21 protein-coding genes are annotated in these 21857 nt (G+C 54.9%); 3 read left to right on the top strand and 18 right to left on the bottom strand.

The features are described 5' to 3' along the window. Positions 1–3 precede the first annotated feature (3 nt). On the bottom strand, positions 4–1284 hold the full coding sequence (locus tag DTL42_RS11540) for a phenylacetate--CoA ligase family protein (protein ID WP_114368884.1): 1281 nt from the start codon (positions 1282–1284) through the stop codon (positions 4–6). Between the two features lie 150 nt (positions 1285–1434). On the opposite strand from DTL42_RS11540, the gene DTL42_RS11535 reads away from it, so the two are divergent. After that, positions 1435–2712 carry an MFS transporter gene (locus tag DTL42_RS11535; protein WP_158545337.1) on the top strand — a complete coding sequence of 426 codons (1278 nt, stop codon included), beginning with the start codon at positions 1435–1437 and terminating at the stop codon, positions 2710–2712. A 7-nt stretch (positions 2713–2719) separates the two neighbouring features. Here the strand turns inward: DTL42_RS11535 and DTL42_RS11530 are convergent, their stop codons facing one another. The 4 genes from DTL42_RS11530 to DTL42_RS11515 all read right to left on the bottom strand — a co-directional run bounded on the left by DTL42_RS11530 (position 2720) and on the right by DTL42_RS11515 (position 6104). Then, positions 2720–3046, bottom strand: a complete 327-nt coding sequence (locus tag DTL42_RS11530; protein ID WP_114368882.1) for a hypothetical protein — start codon at positions 3044–3046, stop codon at positions 2720–2722. An 88-nt stretch (positions 3047–3134) separates the two neighbouring features. Beyond that, positions 3135–3611: a Holliday junction resolvase RuvX gene (ruvX, locus tag DTL42_RS11525; protein WP_114368881.1), complete on the bottom strand. Its 477-nt coding sequence runs from the start codon at positions 3609–3611 to the stop codon at positions 3135–3137. 11 nt (positions 3612–3622) lie between these two features. After that, entirely contained in the window at positions 3623–4699 is a 1077-nt protein-coding gene (locus tag DTL42_RS11520; protein WP_114368880.1) for a mannose-1-phosphate guanylyltransferase, read from the bottom strand. A 13-nt stretch (positions 4700–4712) separates the two neighbouring features. After that, positions 4713–6104, bottom strand: a complete 1392-nt coding sequence (locus DTL42_RS11515; protein ID WP_114368879.1) for a UTP--glucose-1-phosphate uridylyltransferase — start codon at positions 6102–6104, stop codon at positions 4713–4715. Between the two features lie 286 nt (positions 6105–6390). Here DTL42_RS11515 and DTL42_RS11510 point away from each other — a divergent pair, with 286 nt between their 5' ends. Then, entirely contained in the window at positions 6391–6897 is a 507-nt protein-coding gene (locus DTL42_RS11510) for a hypothetical protein (protein WP_114368878.1), read from the top strand. Positions 6898–6934: 37 nt separating this feature from the next. On the opposite strand, the gene DTL42_RS11505 is transcribed toward DTL42_RS11510, so the two are convergent. The 4 genes from DTL42_RS11505 to secA form a co-directional block, all read right to left on the bottom strand. Then, positions 6935–7846: a hypothetical protein gene (locus DTL42_RS11505; RefSeq protein WP_114368877.1), complete on the bottom strand. Its 912-nt coding sequence runs from the start codon at positions 7844–7846 to the stop codon at positions 6935–6937. Between the two features lie 182 nt (positions 7847–8028). Next, the gene (metK, locus tag DTL42_RS11500) at positions 8029–9162 is read right to left on the bottom strand and encodes a methionine adenosyltransferase (RefSeq protein ID WP_234824201.1); all 1134 of its coding nucleotides are present in this window, start codon (positions 9160–9162) and stop codon (positions 8029–8031) included. Positions 9163–9420: 258 nt separating this feature from the next. After that, on the bottom strand, positions 9421–10734 hold the full coding sequence (locus tag DTL42_RS11495) for a 3-deoxy-D-manno-octulosonic acid transferase (RefSeq protein ID WP_147274252.1): 1314 nt from the start codon (positions 10732–10734) through the stop codon (positions 9421–9423). A 152-nt stretch (positions 10735–10886) separates the two neighbouring features. Further along, entirely contained in the window at positions 10887–14594 is a 3708-nt protein-coding gene (secA, locus tag DTL42_RS26995; protein WP_114368874.1) for a preprotein translocase subunit SecA, read from the bottom strand. 444 nt (positions 14595–15038) lie between these two features. Here secA and DTL42_RS11485 point away from each other — a divergent pair, with 444 nt between their 5' ends. Then, a complete protein-coding gene (locus DTL42_RS11485; RefSeq protein ID WP_114368873.1) occupies positions 15039–15872 on the top strand; it encodes an MBL fold metallo-hydrolase in 834 nt (277 codons plus the stop codon). A gap of 3 nt (positions 15873–15875) precedes the next feature. On the opposite strand, the gene DTL42_RS11480 is transcribed toward DTL42_RS11485, so the two are convergent. From DTL42_RS11480 to DTL42_RS27120, 9 genes are all read right to left on the bottom strand, one after another. Further along, positions 15876–16274 (bottom strand): GNAT family N-acetyltransferase, encoded by a 399-nt coding sequence (locus DTL42_RS11480; protein WP_114368872.1) that lies wholly within the window; start codon positions 16272–16274, stop codon positions 15876–15878. A gap of 116 nt (positions 16275–16390) precedes the next feature. Then, a complete protein-coding gene (locus DTL42_RS11475) occupies positions 16391–17377 on the bottom strand; it encodes an alpha/beta hydrolase (protein WP_158545336.1) in 987 nt (328 codons plus the stop codon). Between the two features lie 9 nt (positions 17378–17386). Next, entirely contained in the window at positions 17387–18031 is a 645-nt protein-coding gene (locus DTL42_RS11470) for a hypothetical protein (protein WP_114368870.1), read from the bottom strand. 38 nt (positions 18032–18069) lie between these two features. Further along, entirely contained in the window at positions 18070–18576 is a 507-nt protein-coding gene (gene mscL, locus DTL42_RS11465; protein WP_114368869.1) for a large conductance mechanosensitive channel protein MscL, read from the bottom strand. A gap of 98 nt (positions 18577–18674) precedes the next feature. Beyond that, positions 18675–19151 carry a hypothetical protein gene (locus DTL42_RS11460; protein WP_114368868.1) on the bottom strand — a complete coding sequence of 159 codons (477 nt, stop codon included), beginning with the start codon at positions 19149–19151 and terminating at the stop codon, positions 18675–18677. 19 nt (positions 19152–19170) lie between these two features. Next, a complete protein-coding gene (locus tag DTL42_RS11455; protein WP_114368867.1) occupies positions 19171–19605 on the bottom strand; it encodes a hypothetical protein in 435 nt (144 codons plus the stop codon). Then, positions 19605–20543, bottom strand: coding sequence for a glucosamine-6-phosphate isomerase (locus DTL42_RS11450; protein WP_114368866.1), 939 nt, complete (start codon positions 20541–20543; stop codon positions 19605–19607). Before DTL42_RS11450 ends, DTL42_RS11455 begins: the two co-directional genes overlap by 1 nt. 50 nt (positions 20544–20593) lie before the next feature. Then, positions 20594–21340: a PIG-L deacetylase family protein gene (locus DTL42_RS11445; protein ID WP_338065625.1), complete on the bottom strand. Its 747-nt coding sequence runs from the start codon at positions 21338–21340 to the stop codon at positions 20594–20596. Positions 21341–21476: 136 nt separating this feature from the next. Further along, the gene (locus DTL42_RS27120) at positions 21477–21833 is read right to left on the bottom strand and encodes a zinc ribbon domain-containing protein (RefSeq protein WP_158545335.1); all 357 of its coding nucleotides are present in this window, start codon (positions 21831–21833) and stop codon (positions 21477–21479) included. Between the last annotated feature and the right edge of the window lie 24 nt (positions 21834–21857).

Here is a 21857-nt window from a genome sequence, read left to right as displayed (position 1 = left end):
GCGTTAGCTCTTTCTGGCATCGATAAAACGTCGTCCTTTGCCTTCGAAGCGGGGAAGGGTACCGGCTTCGACCAGCTCGACATCCACCTTCAATCCCAATCGCAAGTTCAGTTCATGGGCAATCCGCTCAGGGGCTTGTTTACGATCTTCCACTTCAATGGAAATTGCGTCCATTTCCCCACGCTTGACTGCCGTCAGGCGATATTCGACCACTTCGGGGAAGCCGCGTAAGATCTGTTCGATTGAAGTCGGAAAGACGTTCACTCCCCGAATGATCAGCATGTCGTCGGTGCGCCCTAGCACGCCTCCTTCCAGCAAAACGAAGTTGCAAGGGCTGGCCGTGTTCCAGCGAGGACGTACTAGGTCGCCGGTTCGATAACGAATGACCGGGCTGCCATAGCGGCCGAGCGTCGTGATGATCAACTCGGATAACTCCCCTTCGCCAGCCGGAGTACCGGTGTCTAGCGAAATAAACTCTGGCAGGAAGAATGCTTCGTTAACATGCACGCCTGATTGCTGCTCGTCGCTAAAGCCCCACGGACCAATCTCGGTGGCGCCACTATGATCGACGACTTTCGCATTCCAAGCGGTTTCGATGCGGCTGCGAATCTCAGGGATCGATCCCCCTGGCTCACCAGCGAGAACCAACCGTCGTACGCCCAGTTCTGCGAGATGAATATGATGCTGTTGGGCGACTTCCGCCATGTGCAACGCATAGGTGGGGGTACAGAAAACAGCGGTGGCCTGACTGTGCTGGATTAGCTCTAGGCGGCTAACGGTGCTGAGCCCCCCACTCGGAATAGCCAAGCAGCCCCGGGCGGTGGCGGCATCGAAGGCGCTCCAGAAGCCGACAAAGGGACCGAAGCTGAACGCAAAGAAACAGCGGTCGCCAGCGTCGATTTCGGCAGCATCGAGGACGTATTGCCAAGCCTCGATCCACCACTGCCAGTCGGTGGCCGTATCGAGAACCACCATGGGGCGCCCACGCGTGCCACTGGTGCGATGAAAGCGAACATACTGTTCAATTCCATAAGTACGGTTGTTCGCTAAATCGCCGCTCTCGTGCTTGCCGATCAGTTCGTCTTTGAAGGTGAAGGGAAGCTGCGAGAGTTCGTCGAGCGAGTTAAGAGGAAGTTTCCAATCCGAAAACTTCTCGGCGTAAAACGCGTTATGCGGCAAGACCTCGGCTAACATCTGATTCAGCTTGGTAAGCTGCAGACCAGCGAGGTTTTCAGGACTAAGGCAACGGAGCGCAGAACGCTGTGTGGGGATTGCTGATTCCATGCTTGAATCATAAAAGGTCATTCGCGCGGAAACTAGTCGGGCTAAGGGTGCATTCGGCGTCTAGCGACCAACCCACCTAACGCTTCCCTAGCGATTCCGATTAAGATGAAGGGTTTTCCAGCCTGTTTGCATTTCCTGCCGGAGAGTTTCATGTCGTCAGACGCCGCCCCCCCTAAGGCCAATCCTGAGAACCGAGCGGCACGCGGAATTGTGTTTCTGACGGTTTTTATCGATCTGCTGGGGTTTGGCATGGTGTTGCCTTTGCTGCCCATCTATGCCGATCAGTTTGTGGTTGACGAATCTGGCTTAGAGATTGGGCTGTTGATGGCCAGTTTCTCGGCGATGCAGTTTCTGTTCGCACCGATGTGGGGGCGTCTGTCCGATCGGATTGGCCGCCGGCCGGTGCTGATGATTGGTTTAGTGGGGAGTGTGGTCTTTTATACACTCTTCGGAATCGCTACCACGATGCAATCCATGACGCTTCTGTTCATTTCTCGTATTGGAGCAGGAATTGCTGGGGCGACCATTTCGACTGCCCAGGCCTATATAGCCGATACCACCTCGCTGGAAGAACGTCCGAAAGGGATGGCTTTGATTGGTATGGCTTTTGGCTTGGGGTTTACGTTTGGCCCTTTGTTTGGCTACCTGGCCGTGCCGAGCGGAACCGGCGATCCAGGGCCGTGGCCAGGCTACGCCGCTGCTGCCCTTTCTTTTGTGGCGTTGATGTTGGCATGGTTCAAGTTGCCTGAGAGCATTCGTTCCGATAGTCCATCGGCGGCGAAGCACAACTTTAACCTGAAGGGACTGCGCGATGCCTTGTCGGTTCCGTCGGTTGGGCTGCTGCTAATCTCGCTGTTCGTCGTGGTCTTCTCTTTCGCGAACTTCGAGACGACGTTGTCGATGCTGCTGAAAGGGACCGAGCATAGCGAAGGACAAGAGCATCCTTTCGCGTTTACCTTCGGCCAGGTTTGTTTGACTTATGCCTACATCGGTTTCACACTAGCGCTTGTTCAAGGGGGAATTGTGCGACGGGTGGCTGGCAAGGTAAGCGAAGGCGTTTTGGCATCGACCGGCTGCGTGCTGATGATTGTGGGAATGCTGTTGATCCTGAAAGCGACCCAAGATCAATCCGTGGTGCTGCTGCTGGGGGCGTTGGCCATCGTGGTCGGAGGCTTCGGCTTCATGATGCCGTCGCTCAACTCGTTTATCTCGCGGCGGAGCGACCCGGAAAAGCAGGGAGGCATTTTAGGGATCGGGCAAAGCGTGAACTCGCTGGCTCGCATCATCGGATCTGGTTTGGGAATTCCGCTGTTGAAGCTGAATATCCTCGCCCCCTTCGCCATCTCGGCAGCCATCATGGGGCTGGGCTTGCTGCTGGTAATCCTGGCTTCACGGAGCGGTAAGGACTATCAAACCTCCGAGGCTTAAGCCGCAACTACGAGTTGTTCGTCGAGGCGGCTATCTGTTTTGAAATCGACCGCTTCTGAGCAACATAGTTGCCGAGAGCTAAAAAGGGAACGAATATCATCCCTAGGGTAAGCATGCCTCGGGTCAAGTTAAAATGCAGCAATCGCTTGAGCAACTTAAGGGCATCTTCCGGTGTGGTGGCGACACGGTGCTCGTCCTGGATGGACCAAAAAAAGATGCCACGATAAGTGTGGTACGTGAACGTTACGTCACCCTCTTGCGGCGTCTCGTGTAACTCGATGTCTTGGTAGCACTTCTTGAGTGCGTTCAGGCCGATGTTGTCGATAACACTCATAAAATCCAGACCGAAATGCCAAGCAGCGAAAAGGGAGATAGGTAAGTGATGAAACCCAAAAAAGTATTCTTCTAGACGTATCGCTCGATCAATCTTCTAAGGAAGCAATGCTACCGAGGGAACGGCCTGGGTTTTCCAGAAATGCGGTCAATAAGATCTGGGCAGAGAGCATGTCGAGGCGAGCTTTGCGACGTTTCTTGGTGAGGCCAGCCTCTTGCAGCAGGTCTTTGGCCATACTGGTAGTAAAGCGTTCGTCGTAGAAAGCCACGGGGACATTGGTAGTCTCGAAGAGCCACTTGCCAAACTGCCGGGCCTCGTGCGATTTCTGGCTTTCGTCTCCGCTCAAATGAACCGGCAGCCCGACCACAAATAAGACTACTCTTTCCAATTCGGCGAGTTCGCGGAAATATTGCGCGTCTTTCGAGAGACTACGGCGATTGTAATTTTCCAGCGGGCTGCACAAGATGCGATCAGGATCGGTAATCGCGATGCCAATACGTACCGTCCCATAATCGACGGCAGCAATCCGCCCTTTTTCAGGAATGGAGGGAAGTTGGTTACTCATGGGTAGGCGAGTTAGAGGAATCGTTCCAGATCACCTTGTTGCAGCTTTTTGACCACGTCACGAATATCTTCTTCCCGCGACTTGTCCGCAACCAGGGTAGCATCCGGCGTGTGAACCACAATCAGGTCTTTTGTCCCCAGCGTGACAATCAAGTGACCATCTTCGCCCCGCACGATGCAGTCTCGGCTATCGAGGGCCAGGACGTCGCCTAGATGCGTATTGCCAGAGTCGTCTTGGCCATGCAGGCGAGCCATGCTTTGCCAGTTGCCGACATCATCCCAATGGAATGGAGCTTCGACCACCACGATATCGGCGTGATGCTCCATTACCGCATAATCGATGGACTTCCCTTGGATGGCACCGAACTCACGATCGAATACTTCGGCTTGCTCTGCCGTCCCCCAAGCATTCGCGATTGCTTCCAGGTGGGCATACATCTCAGGTTCGTGCTTTTTCAAGGCATCGAGAACCGTTTTTGCCTTCCAGATGAAGATGCCAGCGTTCCAGTAGAACTGGCCAGACTCAAAGTATTGCTGGGCAGTTTCCCCTTTCGGTTTTTCGCGAAATCGCTTGACCTGAAATGCTTTTAGCGAATCAGAAAAAAGCGGTTCGCCTCGTTCGATATAGCCGAACGTTTCCGCCGGGTAAGTGGGGCGAATGCCAAAAGTCACAATCCGTTCTGGTTCGGCATCGACTAAGGAAACCGCCGATGCGATGGCTTCGCGAAAGACGGATTCTGGCGAGATGACGTGATCGGAAGGCATCACTACCATCGTCGCGTCAGGATCGTTCTTTTGCACGAGGAAAGCTGCCAACCCGATGCAGGGGGCCGTATCTCGTTTGTACGGTTCGCCCACAATCGAGTTTTTCGGTACCTTCGGCAATTGTTTGCCGATCGGTTCAACCAAGTGCTGCGCGGTGAAGATATAGAGTTGATCGGCTGGTACGAGGTCGCCCAAGCGATCGCAGGTGGCCTGCATCATGGTGGCCCCACCGGTCATGCTCAAGAGTTGCTTGGGCTTATCGTTACGACTGGCAGGCCAGAACCGAGTACCGGAACCTCCGGCCATCACGATCGCATGCAGCATAGCTCGCTCTCCATTAAGTGTCGATCAAATCGGTCTGCGCCAATTGAGGATCTTCTGCCAACTTCTTTTTCAGCTCCGCAGCATCCAAAGCCACTAGAGGTCCGATTTCAACTTTGCGGCTTTCATCACAAGCGATACCACACTCGGTTAGCCAGCCGCGGTGCATCGCACACATCGCTTCCATGGCCGATTGTGGCGTATCGGAGGGGGCTCCGTCGGCGTTTTTAACTGGGGCAAAACGTAGTGCCGGGGCAACTTCCACCACCATCGGTTTGTGTGCCTTGGGCAGTAAGTCGAAGATGAAGCGTTCGAATTTGATCCCGTTGGGGGATTCTGGCGTTACAACATCGCCAGCCGGCGAGACAAACGGAATCTTCTTAATCGCTTTATGCCAAGGCAAGCTGCCTGCTTCACTGGCCATGCGTTGTAGAAACGAGACTTTGACACCATGCACGGCAATATTGCCTGCCCAATGCTTGAGGGTACCATCGGCGATGGTGTCAGCCGCTTGCTCGGAAGGCAGTTCGCTGTACTCGACCAATTGAAGTTGGCCATCGAGTTCGGCCAAAATACCGAGCTTTTCTTCCGGCAGTTTCTTCGCGACCACTTGGGTCGACATTTCGCTTTCGGCCAAGTGGTGCAGCCCCAGAAACTCTGGTTCGCAAACGTCGGCCAAGGGGTTGTCGACTTGGAAGTAGTAAATTTGCTCGATGCCGCGCTGGGCCATGTTGTCTAGGCAGCCACTCTTCTTCAGTGCGGCCAGCATCCCACCGTGACCATCGGGGCTGAGGGCCAACTGGTCAGGCTCGGCGAGGAGAAGCTGCTTTGTTTCCAGGTCGATCGCCGGCATCGTGCCCTGGCAGAAGATATGCAGGTCTTCTGGGGCAAGCCCGAAGCGATCGTGTTGGTCGAGGAATTCAATCGTTTCGGCGTGAGTGGCCGGGCTGGTCATCAGGTAAAGCGGAATGGGTTTGCCGTACCGACGCGTGCGGGCAACGATCTTCTCTAGGTGAATTTGGAACAAAGTCTTGCCAGAGACCGGCCCGATGGGGAACATCCCTTTGGGATGCTCGAAACCAAGACGCGAGCCTTGCCCGCCGGCCACCAGCAGGGCCGCAACTTTGCCTTCGGAAAGGAGCTTCTCGCCCACTTCGCGGGCCTCGCCCAGCTTGGCGGCGTCTTGCTCTTTGAGGCGGACGGCTTGGGGGGGATTGAGCTTGGTGTAATCTCGCTGGGCTTCTTCCTGATCGCTGTTGGCGAGTTCTGCCAACTCGGCCAAGTCAATCGCTTCCAATTGAGAAGCAAGCTTCTCAGCAATCGCATCGTCACACACGGCGAGATACTGGGCCATCTCGGTTTGACCGGCCTCGTTAAGTTGCTTTACGAGATCCTGAAGTGACGACATCTTCCTCTCCTGGGGTTGCTGTGGTTTCGGCTCGTTGATTGAACGTCAATTATTGAGAACGTGTCCTGTCTTACAAGGGAACCAACGCAAGCCAAGGGCCTAAACAGCCATAAGGAGCCAACTTAGGCCAAAGTTCCTGTAAAATTCTTGATACTCTGGGGGATAATCGAAGAAGATTGAACGGTGAACGAACGGCCTGATAGAATCCTGGCCGATTACCAACCAGTTATGTGGCTGATTATTGCCCAGTGGCGATTGTGACCAGGAAATCTACAGGACTACGCCGATGTCGAATTTTGAAGACGATCCATTTCGCTCCCCAGCCGATAACCCAGCAGGCTACGAGGGTCGTGAGCAGCCAAGGGACGACGAGCACGGACTGATCGTCGCGGTGGCGGTGATTAACTACATCTTTGGTAGTCTTTGCTTGATGTGCGGCGTTTGTTCCGGCGTGCTCGGTGGCAGCGTTCTCGGCATTATTTTCGCGGCGATTGGCAACGATCCGCAATTCGGTCCTGACGCCAAGATGGGAATGGGCATCGCGTCGATGGCTGTTGTGTTGCTTGCCGTGATTCAAGTCTTGATTGGGCTGCTCGTATTGTTGGCAGGCTATGGGGTGCAGTGTTTCCGCGAATGGGGCCGAATTTTGACGGTTGTGTTGGGGATTATCTCAGGCTTGGTCGGGCTATTGGCGCTCTCGTCGCTTAATATCTTTGGTCTGCTGCAAATTGGTTACGCGATTTTTGTCCTGGTAGTCTTGTTGAATCCAAGATACACACGCAACTTCAGGTAAAAGAGATTGCCGCATGCACGATTGGCCTGCATTGGGGTTAGCAGGCTTCGCGCAGCGGATTGCTTTCAGAAAGCGAACTCGTTGCCAGGAATTCAAAGACCGGCAGCGTGGTTTCGGCTGAAACTTCGCGTAGCTTCAGGTCAAAGCGGACACCGCTTGTAAGAACTTGCCCAGGTTTAATCTGCACTTCGGGGCCTTCCAGTTGATGTAGCTCGACATGCGGCACCGAGGGAAGGGGAGGGCAGAAACCGATGTGCAGGTAAGCATGCCGCTGACCGGCAGTGAAGGTGGCACGGACTAGACCGTGGATTTGCTCCTGATCGGCTTCGCTGGCCCGAGTTAGCTGCTGAGTGACGTTTTCAGCAAGGTCGAGGGTTTCTTCCTCGATCTCTTCGTCTTCCTGCGTCATATCCTCGGCAACTGGCAGCGGTACTACCGCCTTTAATGGCGGCGGAGCGTCATTTGTGCGGGTGTTTTTTGCGAGGTTGTTGACACCGAACCACTGGGCAATCGCATCGCTTCCCAGGGTCGAGATGAACAGAGACAGCGTGATCGCTTCCTGGGCGAACGTGGCAAACCAAAGCAGGAAGGTGGCAAAGTTGCTCAGCGGATGGAATGTCACCGCGCGAGCAATCAGCAAGGCCGCACAAAGTGGAACCACGGCGATTAACGCATGTAGCTTCAAGCCCAAGTGCTGGGGCGAAGCGGCCAGCCAGGCAGCTCGGATCGAAGCACACCAGGCCGCCGTCAACAAAGCAATCGACAGGGCAGCGCCGGCGGGCAATGGTTGAGCATTGAGCCAAGTTAAGCGAATGCCGCAAGCCGTTAACGCAGCGGTCGCTAGCAAGGCGGTTCCGCCAGCGGCGAGAGAAAGGAAAATGCCATTTAGTTCTAACGAAACAGGCGATTTCTGGCGATCCATGCCAACGATTTCCGCTAAGGTGCGCACGAAAAAGGGTTCCTGCCGCGAAGTGTGACAGGAACCCAAATTTCTCGCAATGCGGAATTGATTTTCGGCGGCTTGGTGAAGGTGGTTGGTTTTTTACAGGCCGAGCCAATGTTGTGGTAGCTTGGCTCCTTGAAACCCTCACCCCAGCCCTCTCCCTGCTAGGCAGAGGGGCCGAAAATGCCTTAGGCCGAAACCGTGATACCGGCTTGCTTGGCCAGTTCTTCCGCTTTGTCGGTGTTCTCCCAAGGGAATTCGTCACGACCGAAGTGACCGCCAGCCGCCGTTGCGCGGAAGATCGGACGACGCAGGTCGAGGTAGTCGATGATGCCGCCAGGGGAAAGCGGGAAGTTCTTGACGACTAGGTCGGCGATCTTTTCGTCGTCGATCTTGCCGGTGCCGAAGGTGTCGATATGAACACTCACCGGCTCGGTAACGCCAATAGCGTAAGCCAACTGCACTTCGCAGCGATCGGCCAGACCAGCGGCGACAATGTTCTTGGCAACGTAGCGGCCCATGTAAGCGGCACTGCGATCGACCTTGGTCGAGTCCTTACCACTGAACGCACCACCACCGTGACGCCCCCAGCCACCGTAGGTGTCGACGATGATCTTACGACCGGTCAAACCGCAGTCGCCCATCGGGCCACCAACGACAAAGTTGCCGGTTGGGTTGATGTGAAAGATGATGTCGTCGTCGAGGAATTCTTCCGGCAGAACCGGCTTGATGACCTTTTCGATCACGAATTCTTTGATGGTCGCGTTGTCGACCTTGTCGGAGTGCTGAGTCGAAACGACGACGGTGTGGATGCCCACCGGGCGATCGCCATCAAATTCAACCGTGACCTGGCTCTTGCTGTCAGGGCGCAGCCAATCGACTTCGCCGTTTTGGCGGGCTTCGGTCAGGCGGTTTAAGATGCGGTGCGACAAGGCGACCGGCAGTGGCATCAGTTCCGGGGTGTGGTTACAAGCGTAACCAAACATCAGACCTTGGTCGCCGGCGCCAATTTCTTTTCCTTTGGCCGAGTCGTCGTTCACCCCTTGGGCGATGTCAGGGCTTTGGCGGTCGAGCGTGACCATCACGGCACAGGTATCAGCGTTGAAGCCCATGTCGTCGCTGGTGTACCCGATGTCGCGGATCACTTGGCGAATGACGTCTTGATAGTCGATACGAGCTTTCGTCGTGATTTCGCCGGCCACAATCGCAACACCAGTGGTTACCATCGTTTCGCAGGCCACACGGCTGTGGGGATCTTCAGCGAGAAGGGCATCTAAGATGCCGTCCGAGATTTGGTCAGCCATTTTGTCCGGGTGACCCATGCTGACCGATTCGCTAGTGAACAAATACTTTCCAGAAGCCACCGTTTAACTCTCCTGAGATACAGACCGGCACACGGGCACGGAGCGGGATTGAAACACGCCAACACTTGGCCCGAGACCAATGGCGGATAGGGCATTATAGGGACAACAGCAGATGGCGAACAACCGGGTAAATAGGCAAGAAACGGGTTGATTTGCCTTGATCTGGCGGCTTGCGGGTTCAGATTCGATGGCTGCCTATGGTTACAGTAGCCCCAGCTAGGCCGCCGAGCGAAATTTGACAATGGTGGGCCGCTGCAGCAGCGGAGCGAGCAGGGCGACAGAACGGGCTGTGGCTCCTTGCTGGGCGAGCACGACCTCTTTGGCTCGCTCGCCTTGGTCGAGCCGCCAGACATGGTCTGTCGCCGCGTGAAGCACGAATTGGGCGAGGCTATCGGTATCGTGGATTACCGTCAGGGCCTCGGCCGCTTGTAGCCGCTGGACGACATCTTTAAAGTTCCATGTGTTGGGGCCGACGGCGACTGCCGCCCCATAGGCCGCCGGCTCGATCATGTTTTGCCCGCCTCGGTTGCCGAGGCTTCCCCCGACAAACGCGATGTCCGCCGTTCCCCACCAGGCGGAAAGTTCTCCGACGCTATCGATCAGCAAAATGGAAACCTCCGCAGAGAGGGGCTCGTTTAGTTCGCTGCGACGGGCAAAATGTTCCCCTTGAGCGGTCAGGTAGTGAGCGATCTCGTCGAAGCGATGGGGGTGGCGGGGAACTAGCAGAAGCTTCAAGTTGGGAACTTGCTTTTGGGCTTGGTGGTAAGCCGCTAAGATGAGCGGCTCTTCGCCGGCCTGGGTACTACCGGCCAGCCAGACGAGGTCATCTGCTTGAAGGCCGGCCAGTTCTCGAAAGGCAAGCGATTGGGGATTGTTGCGGTTGGGGGTGATACCATCGAACTTAATCGAGCCAGTCACATGAACGTTTTGAGGATCGGCTCCCAGATCACAAAAGCGGGCAGCGTATGTTTCGTCCTGGGCCGCAATCAAATCAAGACGGCGCAGCAAGGGACGCACCAGCCATAAGATACGTCGATAGCCACGATGGCTTTTGCTGCTCAGGCGACCGTTGATAATGGCTATATGGGCTGAGTGCCGCTGGGCAAAGCGAATCAGATTAGGCCACAATTCTAGCTCGGCCAGCAACACCGCATCGGGTTGGATGCGGCGATAGGCATTGGACACGGCCCACGAGAAATCGAGCGGGGCGTAGCTGACAATATGTTCGGCGTACTTGGTCTTGGCCAGGTCGTAGCCAGCTTTGGTGGTCGTGGTGATATGAAAGGTCGTGCCAGGGTGCGCTTGGCCGATCGCTTGCATGAGGGGCGCCAACAGATTGACCTCCCCGACACTGACGGCATGTAGCCAAAGGTGCTGGGCTGAATCGACCGGGCGAGAAGGAAGCTGGCCGAGGAACTTTTCGGCAAAGCCTTCGCGGTATTTGCCTTTGGTAACGGCCGACCATACCAAAAAAGGAGAGGCGGCCACGACCAGCGCGAGGTAGACGATATTGAGCAGCCACGAGATCATCGGCGGATCCGTCCGGTTGGATTGCTGGGAAGGCAATCGCTTGATGGTCTTCCGAAACAAATTCCGTTGTTTCGGCCAAGGCCATAACTACCCAGGGAAAGCATCGCTGGGTAGTTGGCCACTTCAGGGAGCCTGATTGAGGTTCCCCAGGGTTAACGTGCTTGTTCCTGCTTCATGCAGCAGGCCTTATATTTCTTTCCGCTGCCGCAGGGGCAAGGATCGTTGCGGTGGATCTTTTCCCCCACGTTACGAATTGGTGCGGTAACTTCGACTTCGCCTTGCGAGTTGTTAATGGCCTGTTCTTGTTGTTGGGCCATGTCGCCGATAGACGCGGCGGAATCGTGACGTGCTTCCGATTCCTTCCAGGTCGAGCTGACGAATTCCTCGTTCAGGCTTTCGATCTTGTAGACGAGATCGGTCACGCGTTCGCCGACACTACGCCACATCTGATCGAACTGCCGCATGCCTTCTCGCTTGTACTCGACTTTGGAGTCGACTTGGGCGTAACCGACAAAGCTGACGGCTGACCGTAGGTGATCCATCGCGAGAAGGTGATCTTTCCAGGCGTTGTCGATCAATTCCAGCAGGACGCTCCGTTCCATGCGAGTCATTTCCGGGCGATAACGCTCGTAGACTTCGCGGATCAAACGCGATTCCAACTGGTGCTTGTCGAACTGCTCGAGCTCTTCTGCGGGGATGTCAGCATGAATGTTCTGTTGAATCCACGCGGTGAGCGAGCCCATTTGGCCATTGCCGCCACTAATGACGGACAAGGTCTGGGTGTCAGGGTTGTCCTCGTAAAGCTGAGCAACCTTGGCATGGACAGCGGTCAGCTTATCGTGAGCGATCTTTTTGTGCTTCTCGCTCAAGGGAATAAGCAGGGTCTGGATTTCTTCCCGCTGCTTGCTCTTGAACTCTTCTTCGTTCAGATCGATTTCAAAACGCCCCGAGGCCCAAGCCAGTAAGCCATCGCGATCCAAACGCGCGTGTCCGCCGCTCTTGTCGCTGAACTTATACAGGCCAGTCAAAACTGGGTATTCGGCTTCTTTGTGGTCGTAGACTTCGATGGCCTTGGTGGTGACCTGGTCGATCACGGTAGCAGGGGCCTTGTCTTGCAACTCTTCGATGTCGAGCTCGAAGCCAAACTTGTAGCGGCACCAATGGCTGAGCGTTTTCAGGCCGAAGTCTTTGTCGAGGAACTTTTCCCCTTCAGACAGATCGACCTTAGCAATCGCTTCGCGGGCTTTCTCGATCAGGTATTCGTCGACCTGATCGCGGCCTACCTTCTTCAGTTCGCGGTCGTTGAGATTCAACTTCCACATGCTGTTGGCGAAGCGGGCCATCGCGCCCCAGTTCCATTCGCTTTCATCTTCGCTATCGGGTAGGTTTTCGTCGATCGAGGCGATGATGTTCGATTCGGCGGATCGCACCGCTTGGTCCCGGGCGTACTGCTCCGCTGCTGGGAAGTCCATCCCACGCAGGTCGCGATTGTTCAGTTCGCAAGAGAGTTCTGAGCCGGCCCATTTGGTAAAGGTGTCGATGCCGAAGTCTTTTTCCATGAACATGCGAACGTGGTACTCGATTTGTTCGCGTACCATGTCCATGATCAGGTCACGGCTATCGCCCCCTTCCAAAATCTGTTGGCGGAAACCATAGACGCGCTTACGCTGTTCGTCCATTACTTCGTCGTACTCGAGCAGGTTCTTACGAGCCTCGAAGTTTTGTTCTTCGCGTTTCTTCTGGGCACCTTCGATCCGTCGCATGATCAAGCGGCTTTCGATGGCGTCGCCCGGCTGTGGACGCATCGCGGCAGGCATCCGTTGGATGAAGTTCTTCGCCCAATCGCCGAAGTAGATTCGCATCAAGTCGTCTTCCAGCGAGAGGAAGAATCGCGAGCTACCAGGATCCCCTTGGCGACCACAACGACCACGTAACTGAAGGTCGATACGACGCGACTCGTGACGTTCGGTACCGATCACGTGCAGGCCGCCCAGTTCTTTGACCTTCTTGCCCATCTCCTTCATTTTTTCGCGCTGTTCGATCTCGTTGACCAGCGTGTCCCATTCCTCTTGCGGCACATCCAAGCGGGTTGCGTATTTGTGCTGCAGTTGGGCCCAGGCCATTGTCTCGGGGTTGCCCCCCATGATGATGTCGGTACCACGACCGGCCATGTTCGTGGCGATGGTTACCGAACCAATACGGCCAGCTTGGGCGACGATATCGGCTTCTCGTTTGTGCTGCTTGGCATTCAACAGGTCATGTTTGATGCCCCGTTTTTCGAGCAGGTGAGAAAGTCGTTCGCTCTTTTCGATACTGACGGTACCGACCAGAACGGGACGTCCCTTGTACTGTACAGCTTTGATCTTGCTGCGATCAATCTTGGTAGGCTGCTTCTGCCCTTTGGCGTGAATCTCGATCGAATCGTCGGTTTCTTTGAGGATATCCCCCCAAATCTCGTCGCCATTTTTGAACATGACGACGTCCCACTTCACATGACGTTCGATTTCGTCGGCGACCGCTTCGTACTTTTCTTTTTCCGTCATGAAGATGACGTCGGTGTACATGATCCGCTGCATTTCGCGGTTGGTCGGAATGGCGATGACGTCCAGCTCGTAGATCTTCCACAATTCGCCAGCTTCGGTCATGGCCGTACCGGTCATACCACTTAGCTTGTCGAACAGCTTGAAGAAGTTTTGCAGCGTGATCGTAGCGAGCGTTTGGGTCTCTTCCTTGATCTTGACCCCTTCCTTCGCTTCGACGGCTTGGTGCATGCCGTCGCTCCATTGACGCCCATCCATCTTACGACCGGTGTGCGGGTCGACGATGATGATCTTGCCTTCTTCCACCACGTAGTCCACGTCACGCTGGTAGAGGTAATGGGCACGCAGGGCGTTGTCGATCAGGTGGGGCCATTCCATGTTGCCCGAGGTATAGAAGCTTTCGACCCCAGCCAGGCGTTCCGCCATGCGGACACCATCTTCCGTCAGATTCGCCGTACGATCCTTCTCGTTGACGACGAAGTGCTCTTCTTTCTTCAACGTGCGCGCGATCTTGTCGGCTTCGGCGTACTTTTCGTTTTTGGTGTTGGCGGGGCCGCTGATGATCAGCGGAGTCCGGGCTTCGTCGATCAAGATATTGTCGACTTCGTCGATGATCGCGTAATGCAAACGGCCTTGCGACTGCTGATAATGCTTCGGGAAACGGTCGTCACCGCGCGCCGCTGGGCGCATGTTATCGCGCAGGTAGTCGAAGCCGAATTCGTTGTTTGTGCCGTAGGTGATGTCGCAGCTGTAAGCTTGCTGACGTGCTTCGACGGTCATGTCGTTTTGAATCGCGTTGACCGTGAGTCCTAGGCCGCGATAAAGCGGGGCCATCCATTCCATGTCGCGGCGGGCCAGGTAATCGTTCACCGTGATGACGAACACCCCTTTGCCTTCGATCGCGTTTAAGTACGCCGGCAAGGTAGCCACCAAGGTTTTACCTTCACCGGTGACCATTTCAGCCACACTACCACGGTGCAACACGATCCCGCCGATCAGCTGGACATCGTAATGCCGCATGCCAAGGTAACGCTTGCCTGCCTCGCGGCCGACGGCAAACGCCTCGACTAATATGTCATCTAAAGTCTCGCCCGATGCCAGGCGCTGCCGGAACAGCCGAGTCTGGTCGCGAAGTTCGTCGTCCGAAAGGGCTTCGTACTTCGGTTCCAACTCGTTAATGGCATCAACGGTTGACTGTAACTTCTTAATATATCGGGCGTTAGACGAACCAAACGCTGAAGTGATCAGCCGTTCGAACCCGCTAAGCAGACCGCCAAAAAACAGGCTGATCTTTTCCCAAATCTGTTCCAATATCTCCATCGCTGAATTTCACCTGGGGAGGAGGAGAATTAGTGGCACACGTTGGGGCGAAACAAGACCTTTTTTGTAGACACCGCCACAACGGAAGCGTGCGCGCAAACCCTTCCCATCTCGTAGATTATAGGGATTGCTCTAGGGGGTCAACCGCGCTTGATAGGCTAAGGGGAACACATCTCGATATCATGGTATTCGTCTCGGCAGTGAATTTCCTTACCCAGCTAGCGTAGTTTCCGCCAAGTTTCTTACATCTGGGCATTGCGTGCCCATGCTTACCCTGACCTTGGTGGGCCGAGATAAGCGTTCTCTCTTGGTTTAGAAGCAATTCCGTAGCAATAGGTTACGAAATGATCTGCCGTTTCGTTTTCGGGCGGAAGTCGAGGGGTTGCAACGGGATGTTTCTTTTGCGATTCTCAGACCAGACAATTTCCACCCGAAAGACCTAGTATGAGTCAGACCTCACCCTCTAGTTCACCTAAAAAGGAAGTCGTGACACGCGACATTACCGGGCGGCTGCTCGTTTTAGGAACAGGTACCTCTATGGGGGTGCCTGTTGTGGGATGTGGCTGCGATGTCTGTCAGAGCATCAATCCCAAAAATAAGCGGCTCCGCTGTAGCGTGATCTTTGGTTTGCCGGAGGGGAATTTGCTGATCGATACCCCGCCAGACTTGCGGACGCAACTTTTGAACAACGGAATTGGGGTCGTGCATGCCGTGGCGTTTACGCACAGCCACGCCGATCATTTGTTCGGGCTAGACGAAGTGCGGCTTTTTCAGTTCTACCTGGGGCACGCTGTTCCGATTTACTGCGAACCGAATGTCGACGCCAAGATCCGCCGAGTGTACGACTATGCGTTTAGTAACGAAGCTCAGACCCATGTCGGCTCGCGTCCAGCGCTGAACATGATTCCTATCGGGCTCGAACCGTTTCACACTTTAGGGGCCGAGGTCACACCGATTCGCCTGCAGCATGGGCCTCGGTTTGAAGTGCTTGGCTTCCGTGTCGGTAACGTCGCCTACTGCACCGATACCAACGAGATCCCGGCTGAAAGCTGGGCCAAGCTAGAGGGATTAGATGTGCTGATCCTTGATGCCCTGCGGCCCGATCCCCACCCCACTCACTTTTCGCTCGAAGAAGCGGTCGAAGCAGCCCGAAAGATCGGCGCCAAACGGACCTACTTCACGCACATCTCGTGCAAACTCGAACACGAGGCAACCAACGCTACGCTTCCTGAGGGGATGGAACTGGCCTACGACGGGCTCGAGATTCCGCTGACTTAAGCTTCACTCACGCGGAATAATCCAGCACGAGTCGTGCTTCTCTAGACCCACATGCGGATAATAACTAGCCGCAGCCGGAGCGGCGATCAATATGAGCAGCGTGTGTTTGCCGGCGGCTACGTGGCTGCGGGCGATCAGTTCTTTACCGATTCCTTGCTTCTGGAAATCGCGGTCAACGGCCAGGTCGGCCAGGTAAGTGGCATGGGCGAAGTCGGTCATGCAGCGTGAAATGCCGACCAGTTTCCCTTGGCTGCGGGCAGTGAGCAGGATGTCGGCGTTTTCGACCATCTGGGTCAGCTTGGCCCAGTCGTCAGCCGGGCGTCGCTCGGCAAGGCCGGAACGAACGAGGATGTCGTGGTATTCATCTACCGAAAGACGGGGTTCAAGCTGGTATTCAATCATTCGGGTAGTCGTAGGGTGTAAGAAGGCAGAATCACCGAAGAAGACACAAGTGCCTAGCGGTGGTTCATGATAATCGCCAGGGAAGCTGGCGAAAACTCGACTAAGTGCGGCCGTGGTCAACGGTTGGCAGGGGACTGGTTGGTGACCTGAGTGGGATGTGCTGAATTGCCCAAGTCGGCAGATCGCGGGTAGATGACTTGGGGAGGGTTCTCTGAAAAGACTAGTTCCCAAAAGGCGATCGCGCGTTGTTCGTATTCTTCCGGGCAGACGTGCCAGCAGTTGGCATGCGCGGCGCCGTGGACTTTCCAGAATTGTTTCGGTTCGCCTGCTGCATCGTAAACCGTACGAGCGGTCTCAGCAGGAAAGAGCTGGTCATGTTCGGCATCGATGATATAAAGCGGCCGAGGAGAAATCGCTTGCACCGCCGCGTAGGGTTCCACAAGTCGCAGCCTTGTCCCGAGCGACCAGTCGAGAATTGTGCGGACTACGTTGCCAATCAAAAGCGTAGGCAGGCGTGTGATTTTATTGCTGATATGACCCAGCATCAGAGGCATCGATACGAACGGGCTTTCCGCTAATACGCCGCAGATTGATTGATCTTCTGCGGCGGCCATGATCACGCAAGCCGCCCCTAGCGAGAGACCATGCAGGCCAACCTTTTCGGAGTCGATGCCAGGCTGCTTTCGCATCCACTTCACGGCATGCAGCACATCACGCCATTCCAAAAAGCCAAGTGTGGTAAAGCCTCCATCGCTCTTGCCCCGTCCACGGTTGTCGTAGAGCAGCACGTGGTAACCTGCTCGGTAAAGGTAAGCGACATGCGGTAGCATCTCGATCGAAGGGCCATCGATGCCATGGACCACAACAATTGCCTGATCGCTTGAGCCACGCCAATAGCGGCCACGGAGGGTCGTCTCTTTTTCGCCGGTAAACTCGATAATCTGTGGATCCGGCACGGCGAAGTTACGAGGCCGATACGGATCGACGACTTCGCCTGCTTTGTAGGTGCCGGAAAGGATATAGCGAACCAGCCAGCGAACGGTCATGGCCAACGCGATGATGGCGATGGCCGAGATGATTACAATTTGCCAAGTAACGCTCATGCTCATCCATTACTTGCTGCGAACCGGGGCCTTGCTGCCGTCGGTCCGGGCGACGGGTTCGAAGAGCTCGTCGCATTCAAATAATTCTTGCGGGGTGATCATGCCAGGGCGATGTTGCAACACGCCAATGCCGTCGAACTGTTCTTGCGACTTGAGGCAATAAGCTCCTAAGGCACTGCAAAGCCAACGGCTATCACTTTCAACCAAGGTGTCGCCGGCGCGGTTGGCTTCTTCAGCGGTCAGCCAATTAAGGATCCAGCCTAAAAAGTTCTTTTGTAAGGCTAGGTTGGTTGTCGTCGCGTAATCGAAATCGGTGCCGAGCTGCTCTTCGGCGGTTGCGGCGATGCGATCGGCCAATTCTGGAGTTAGCCCCTTAGGTTTACGGAAAATGACGTAGCGATCTTCTTTGGGCCAGTATTCTTCGCTTAATTTCGAACGAACGACTCCCTTGGGGTAAGCGGCTTCGACACACTCGTCGTCGCCAGTTACGACAAACACGTGCGAAACCGTGACGTCAGAAACCTGACGCCACTGTTCGACGTGAGCGATGCCTTTGGAGAACCAGCTGTCAGCGTGGTTGAAGCCAATCCACCCGCGATGGTAGTCCTCTCCGTACTTTGCTGGGGTTGTGTTGAAAATCTTAATTGGTGCCATGATCCTAGGTTGAAGCTAAAAGTTGTGAGTGTGGTTGTTTAAGTTGTTGGGGTTGGCTGCTCGTTTACCGAGGGAAGTTCCGAGGTGCAAGCCGGGCAGCGGGTCGCACGATACGGAACCGTGGACAAGCAGAAAGGACACTTCTTGCTATCGGGATCGCCCGGCTGAGGTTTATCGTTTCCGAACACATCCTCCAAGCTTTTGTCGACCTGACTGACCATCCGAATGATCAAAAACATCGCCAAAGCCACCAGTAAGAACGAGATGATGTTGTTGATGAACAACCCGTAATTGATGGTAGTGAGCCCGGCGGCTTGAGCTTGGGCCAGCGTGTCGTAGGGCTGTTCAGGGGTCTTTGTATTCAAAACAAAGAACAAATCGGAAAAGTCGCTGCGTCCCAGGACGAACCCTAACGGAGGCATAATGATGTCCGAGACCAGTGACTTCGCTACCGAGGTAAACGCAGCCCCCACGGTGAAGCCGACGGCCATATCCATCAAGTTCCCCCGCATGGCGAACTTTTTGAAATCCCCGATAAATCCCATCGAGCGCATCCTTCTCTAGGCATGTGTTGTTGTAAGTTGCTTTAAGTGCAACTCGCATGCCATTTTGGCGGATGTGAAGCGGGAAATACTAGAGCGATTTACCCCAATTGTGCTGAGGATTGCTCAAACATACGCTTCACGCTGGGGCGAACGAGCACAAAAAAGGTGGCTACGCCGAGAATGGTCCCTATGGGGACAAACAGACAATTGATCCCTGCAATAACCAAGCAAAACGTATAATGGCGACGTTTTTGTATTGAGAAGGCGGCAATGACTTGACAGGCCATTAACGCAACCGCCAAGCCTAGAATGATGAGAATCAAAACCCCAAAAAAATCAAACGGCGAAGAAGGGTAGTCGATAGTCGCGTGTTGACCGAACTCTTCTGAGGCTTCCGTGGGAAATCTTATTTTTGTCAACGGTGGTCTGTTGTTGAAAAACGAACGAATCATATAGAGCTGAAACAGCAGCAACAAGCAATACAACAGGTTTAGCCCTGCCATGATGTAGTAGAGAATCGACAGGATAAATAAATATTGCGCGTCGTTCTCGTTTTCAACTTCTGCCATTTCCATCGTTGCCTCTCTCGCTTCACTAGTCCGCGCCGAATAATCTTCTCACCTCGGGACGGACCAATACCAGGATGGTAAAGACACCCAAGACGGTTCCCACAGGGAACGAAAAACAAATAATCACCGCGATCACCAGGCAATAAGTATGCTGCTGATGAGACCGCAGGAATCTTCCGGCCAGGAATGTGCAGAAAGCGATTGCCTGGCAGATGATGAAAATTGCCCCGCCGATCAGCATGAATAGCATGCCGCCCAGCAGCGGAGCCGGACCGGCGGGATGTGCGTTTGCGGCGGCACCGGCGATGATCATGACAAAACCAAAAGCAACATGAATCAGCGGAAAGCAGCCAATCAGTGCTGTCAGCCCGGCCAGGATAAAATAGAAGATCGAGAGTAACCTCAGTTGATACTCGTCTTCTCGTAGGCTGACCGGGCTTTCTGGTGTGGGCATTGTCATTAGTGCATCTCGGTTTCAACGGTGCCAATTCCACCGCGATAGTAGCTAAAGGTGACGCTGGGATGGTCCGCCAAAAGTGACATCGGAACACTCGTGTCAGCGATTCCCTTGCTAATCATCAACGCCGAAAGCCGTATGCCGAACGGGTTGTCGTGATGACCAGGGTGCCAGATCGAAACGCGTTCGGCTTGCCAGGTTTCTTTTGGCCCGACGGTGCAAGCCCGAATGGGAACTTGCGGCACGTAGCCGCCGCCACTGGTCCGGGCATTTTGGATGACCGTCATCGGGTGCAAATCGGTCACGCGTGTTCCCAATTCGCGGTACACTTCCGGCGGAGGTGGTGCGTCGATGTAGTCCCCTTCGCGCTTCGGCGGATCGTTAAACGCCCAGTGCTTCACTTCGCCTTGCCCGCCTTGCATGACGACGCAACGAATATCGCTAAACGATTTAGAAAACGCGGCTAAGCCCCCCGTGGGAAAGTGAAGGTTGGCCGGTGAGATTGCTAGTTTCGGATCGATGCGATCGAAGCAGAGATCTTTGTCGGCTTTGGCAAACGAAAGGGGAAACTCGACCGGCACCGGGTTATCGTCTGCGTCGACCCATTCGTCCATGCCCCAGAAATGAGCATCATGTTTCTTGAGGTCGATCCCCAGGGCGTTGACCATGCGGGCCACCAAAGGCAATTGTTCTGTGGGCCCGATAGGTCCACAGATACCGCAGGGGTTGTCGGGCGTGCTTTGCTGCCAAGCTTGAATGTATTCCAGGGCTTCGGCACAGTACAACTCTTCCAGTGTGTCGAAGATGCGGACTTCGAAACCAGGACGAGAAAGCTGCAGCAAATCTTCGGCGGTCAGCTTAGCCGCATCCGCCAATAATTCTTCGTCGAGGGTTGTGTAATCCCACCAGCCAGGAGCTACTTTGCTAATTGGTCGTGCCACGGTTTATTTCCTTGATACTCGTTAGGTTGTTCGTCGTTGTTGGGGATTTATTAGAGAAGTTCCGCCAGGAGATCGTTTTCAGGGAAGGCGTGCCCTAAGTGTTGTCGAAAAGCTTCGGCATACTCCACGCCAATCAGCGAACCGCGATGGGCACTGAATCGCTTCATCGCATCGAGGTACTCGTCCATGCCATGGTGGGCTCGTAACCAGTCTCGCTGCGAGGCATGGCAGGCCAGCATTTCCGCCTTTTGATCGATCTGGGCTGAAACGTCGATGACCGTAGTCGGGGTAACCATCTGGCCGTTGTAAGGATTTTTGCCTTCCACCGGATCGGCGTAATACAAGTGCGGAATGTGTGCGCCGGTCGCGCGTGGCAGGGACGAAGCGTTGGGGATGGGAAAACTGAACGCGGCACTACGGGCCAACAGGTGGGTTTGCTCGTGATCGAGCATGTAGTCTTCGCGCGGGTGGGTGATGACCAGCGTGGGGTTAATTTGCCGGAACAGGTCGATCGCTTTGCGGTTAGTTGCTTGATCGAAAGCCACGTTCACGTCAGGCTCGCCCAGGGTGTGGTAGGTGGCGCCGATGCTTTGCGCCGCAGCAATTCCTTCCGTTTGGCGAACCGCCGCGATTTCTGCCCGGCTGAGATTCTCGGAACCGCAATCGCCATTGGCCGCCGTGGCGATGTGAACTTCCCACCCCAACTGGCCCAGGCGAATCAGCACGCCGCCACACAAAATTTCGGCATCGTCCGGGTGGGCCATAAAACAAAGAACCACATTCTTCGCGTCAGACAATGATTGCTCCTAATCGCACTGGCCAAGGAAGGAACCCGCAGGGCGGAGGGAAATGGGGAAGGATTTGCGAAGAGTGTACCAGAAGAAAGGCCATCTGGCGAAAAGGTTTTTGTGGGGCGGTGGGAGTTTTTGCTCGTTAGAGGTCGAATAAGAAATCGAGTGATTTCCAGCCGTTAGACGTTTTATCAACGATCGACGGATCGTAGTGCTGAATCAAACCACAATAAATACAACTGGCAACGATGAACTCGTAACACTGCCAATCCATCAAACGGGAAATGCCATTCCCTGTGGTCGCAATGCGTCGTACTCGGGCACCATACGATCGACAACAGCCACAACGGTACGTTTGGGCAAGTTTATTATCGAAGCATTTGTCACCTAAGTGCCTTGGGCCAGTTTGTGGCAAGGGACTTGGCCGAACTCCATAGTTGCACGCGGGGCAGCGATATTGGGTTTCGGCTAGTTCCTTCTTGCAGGCAGGGCATTGCATCACAGGTTCCTCAAAACGAAATTG

The organism is Bremerella cremea (assembly GCF_003335505.1).
Classification (GTDB): Bacteria; Planctomycetota; Planctomycetia; order Pirellulales; family Pirellulaceae; genus Bremerella; species Bremerella cremea_A.
The sequence above is the reverse complement of the archived record's forward strand: the minus strand, read 5'-3'. Positions and strand labels throughout refer to the sequence as shown.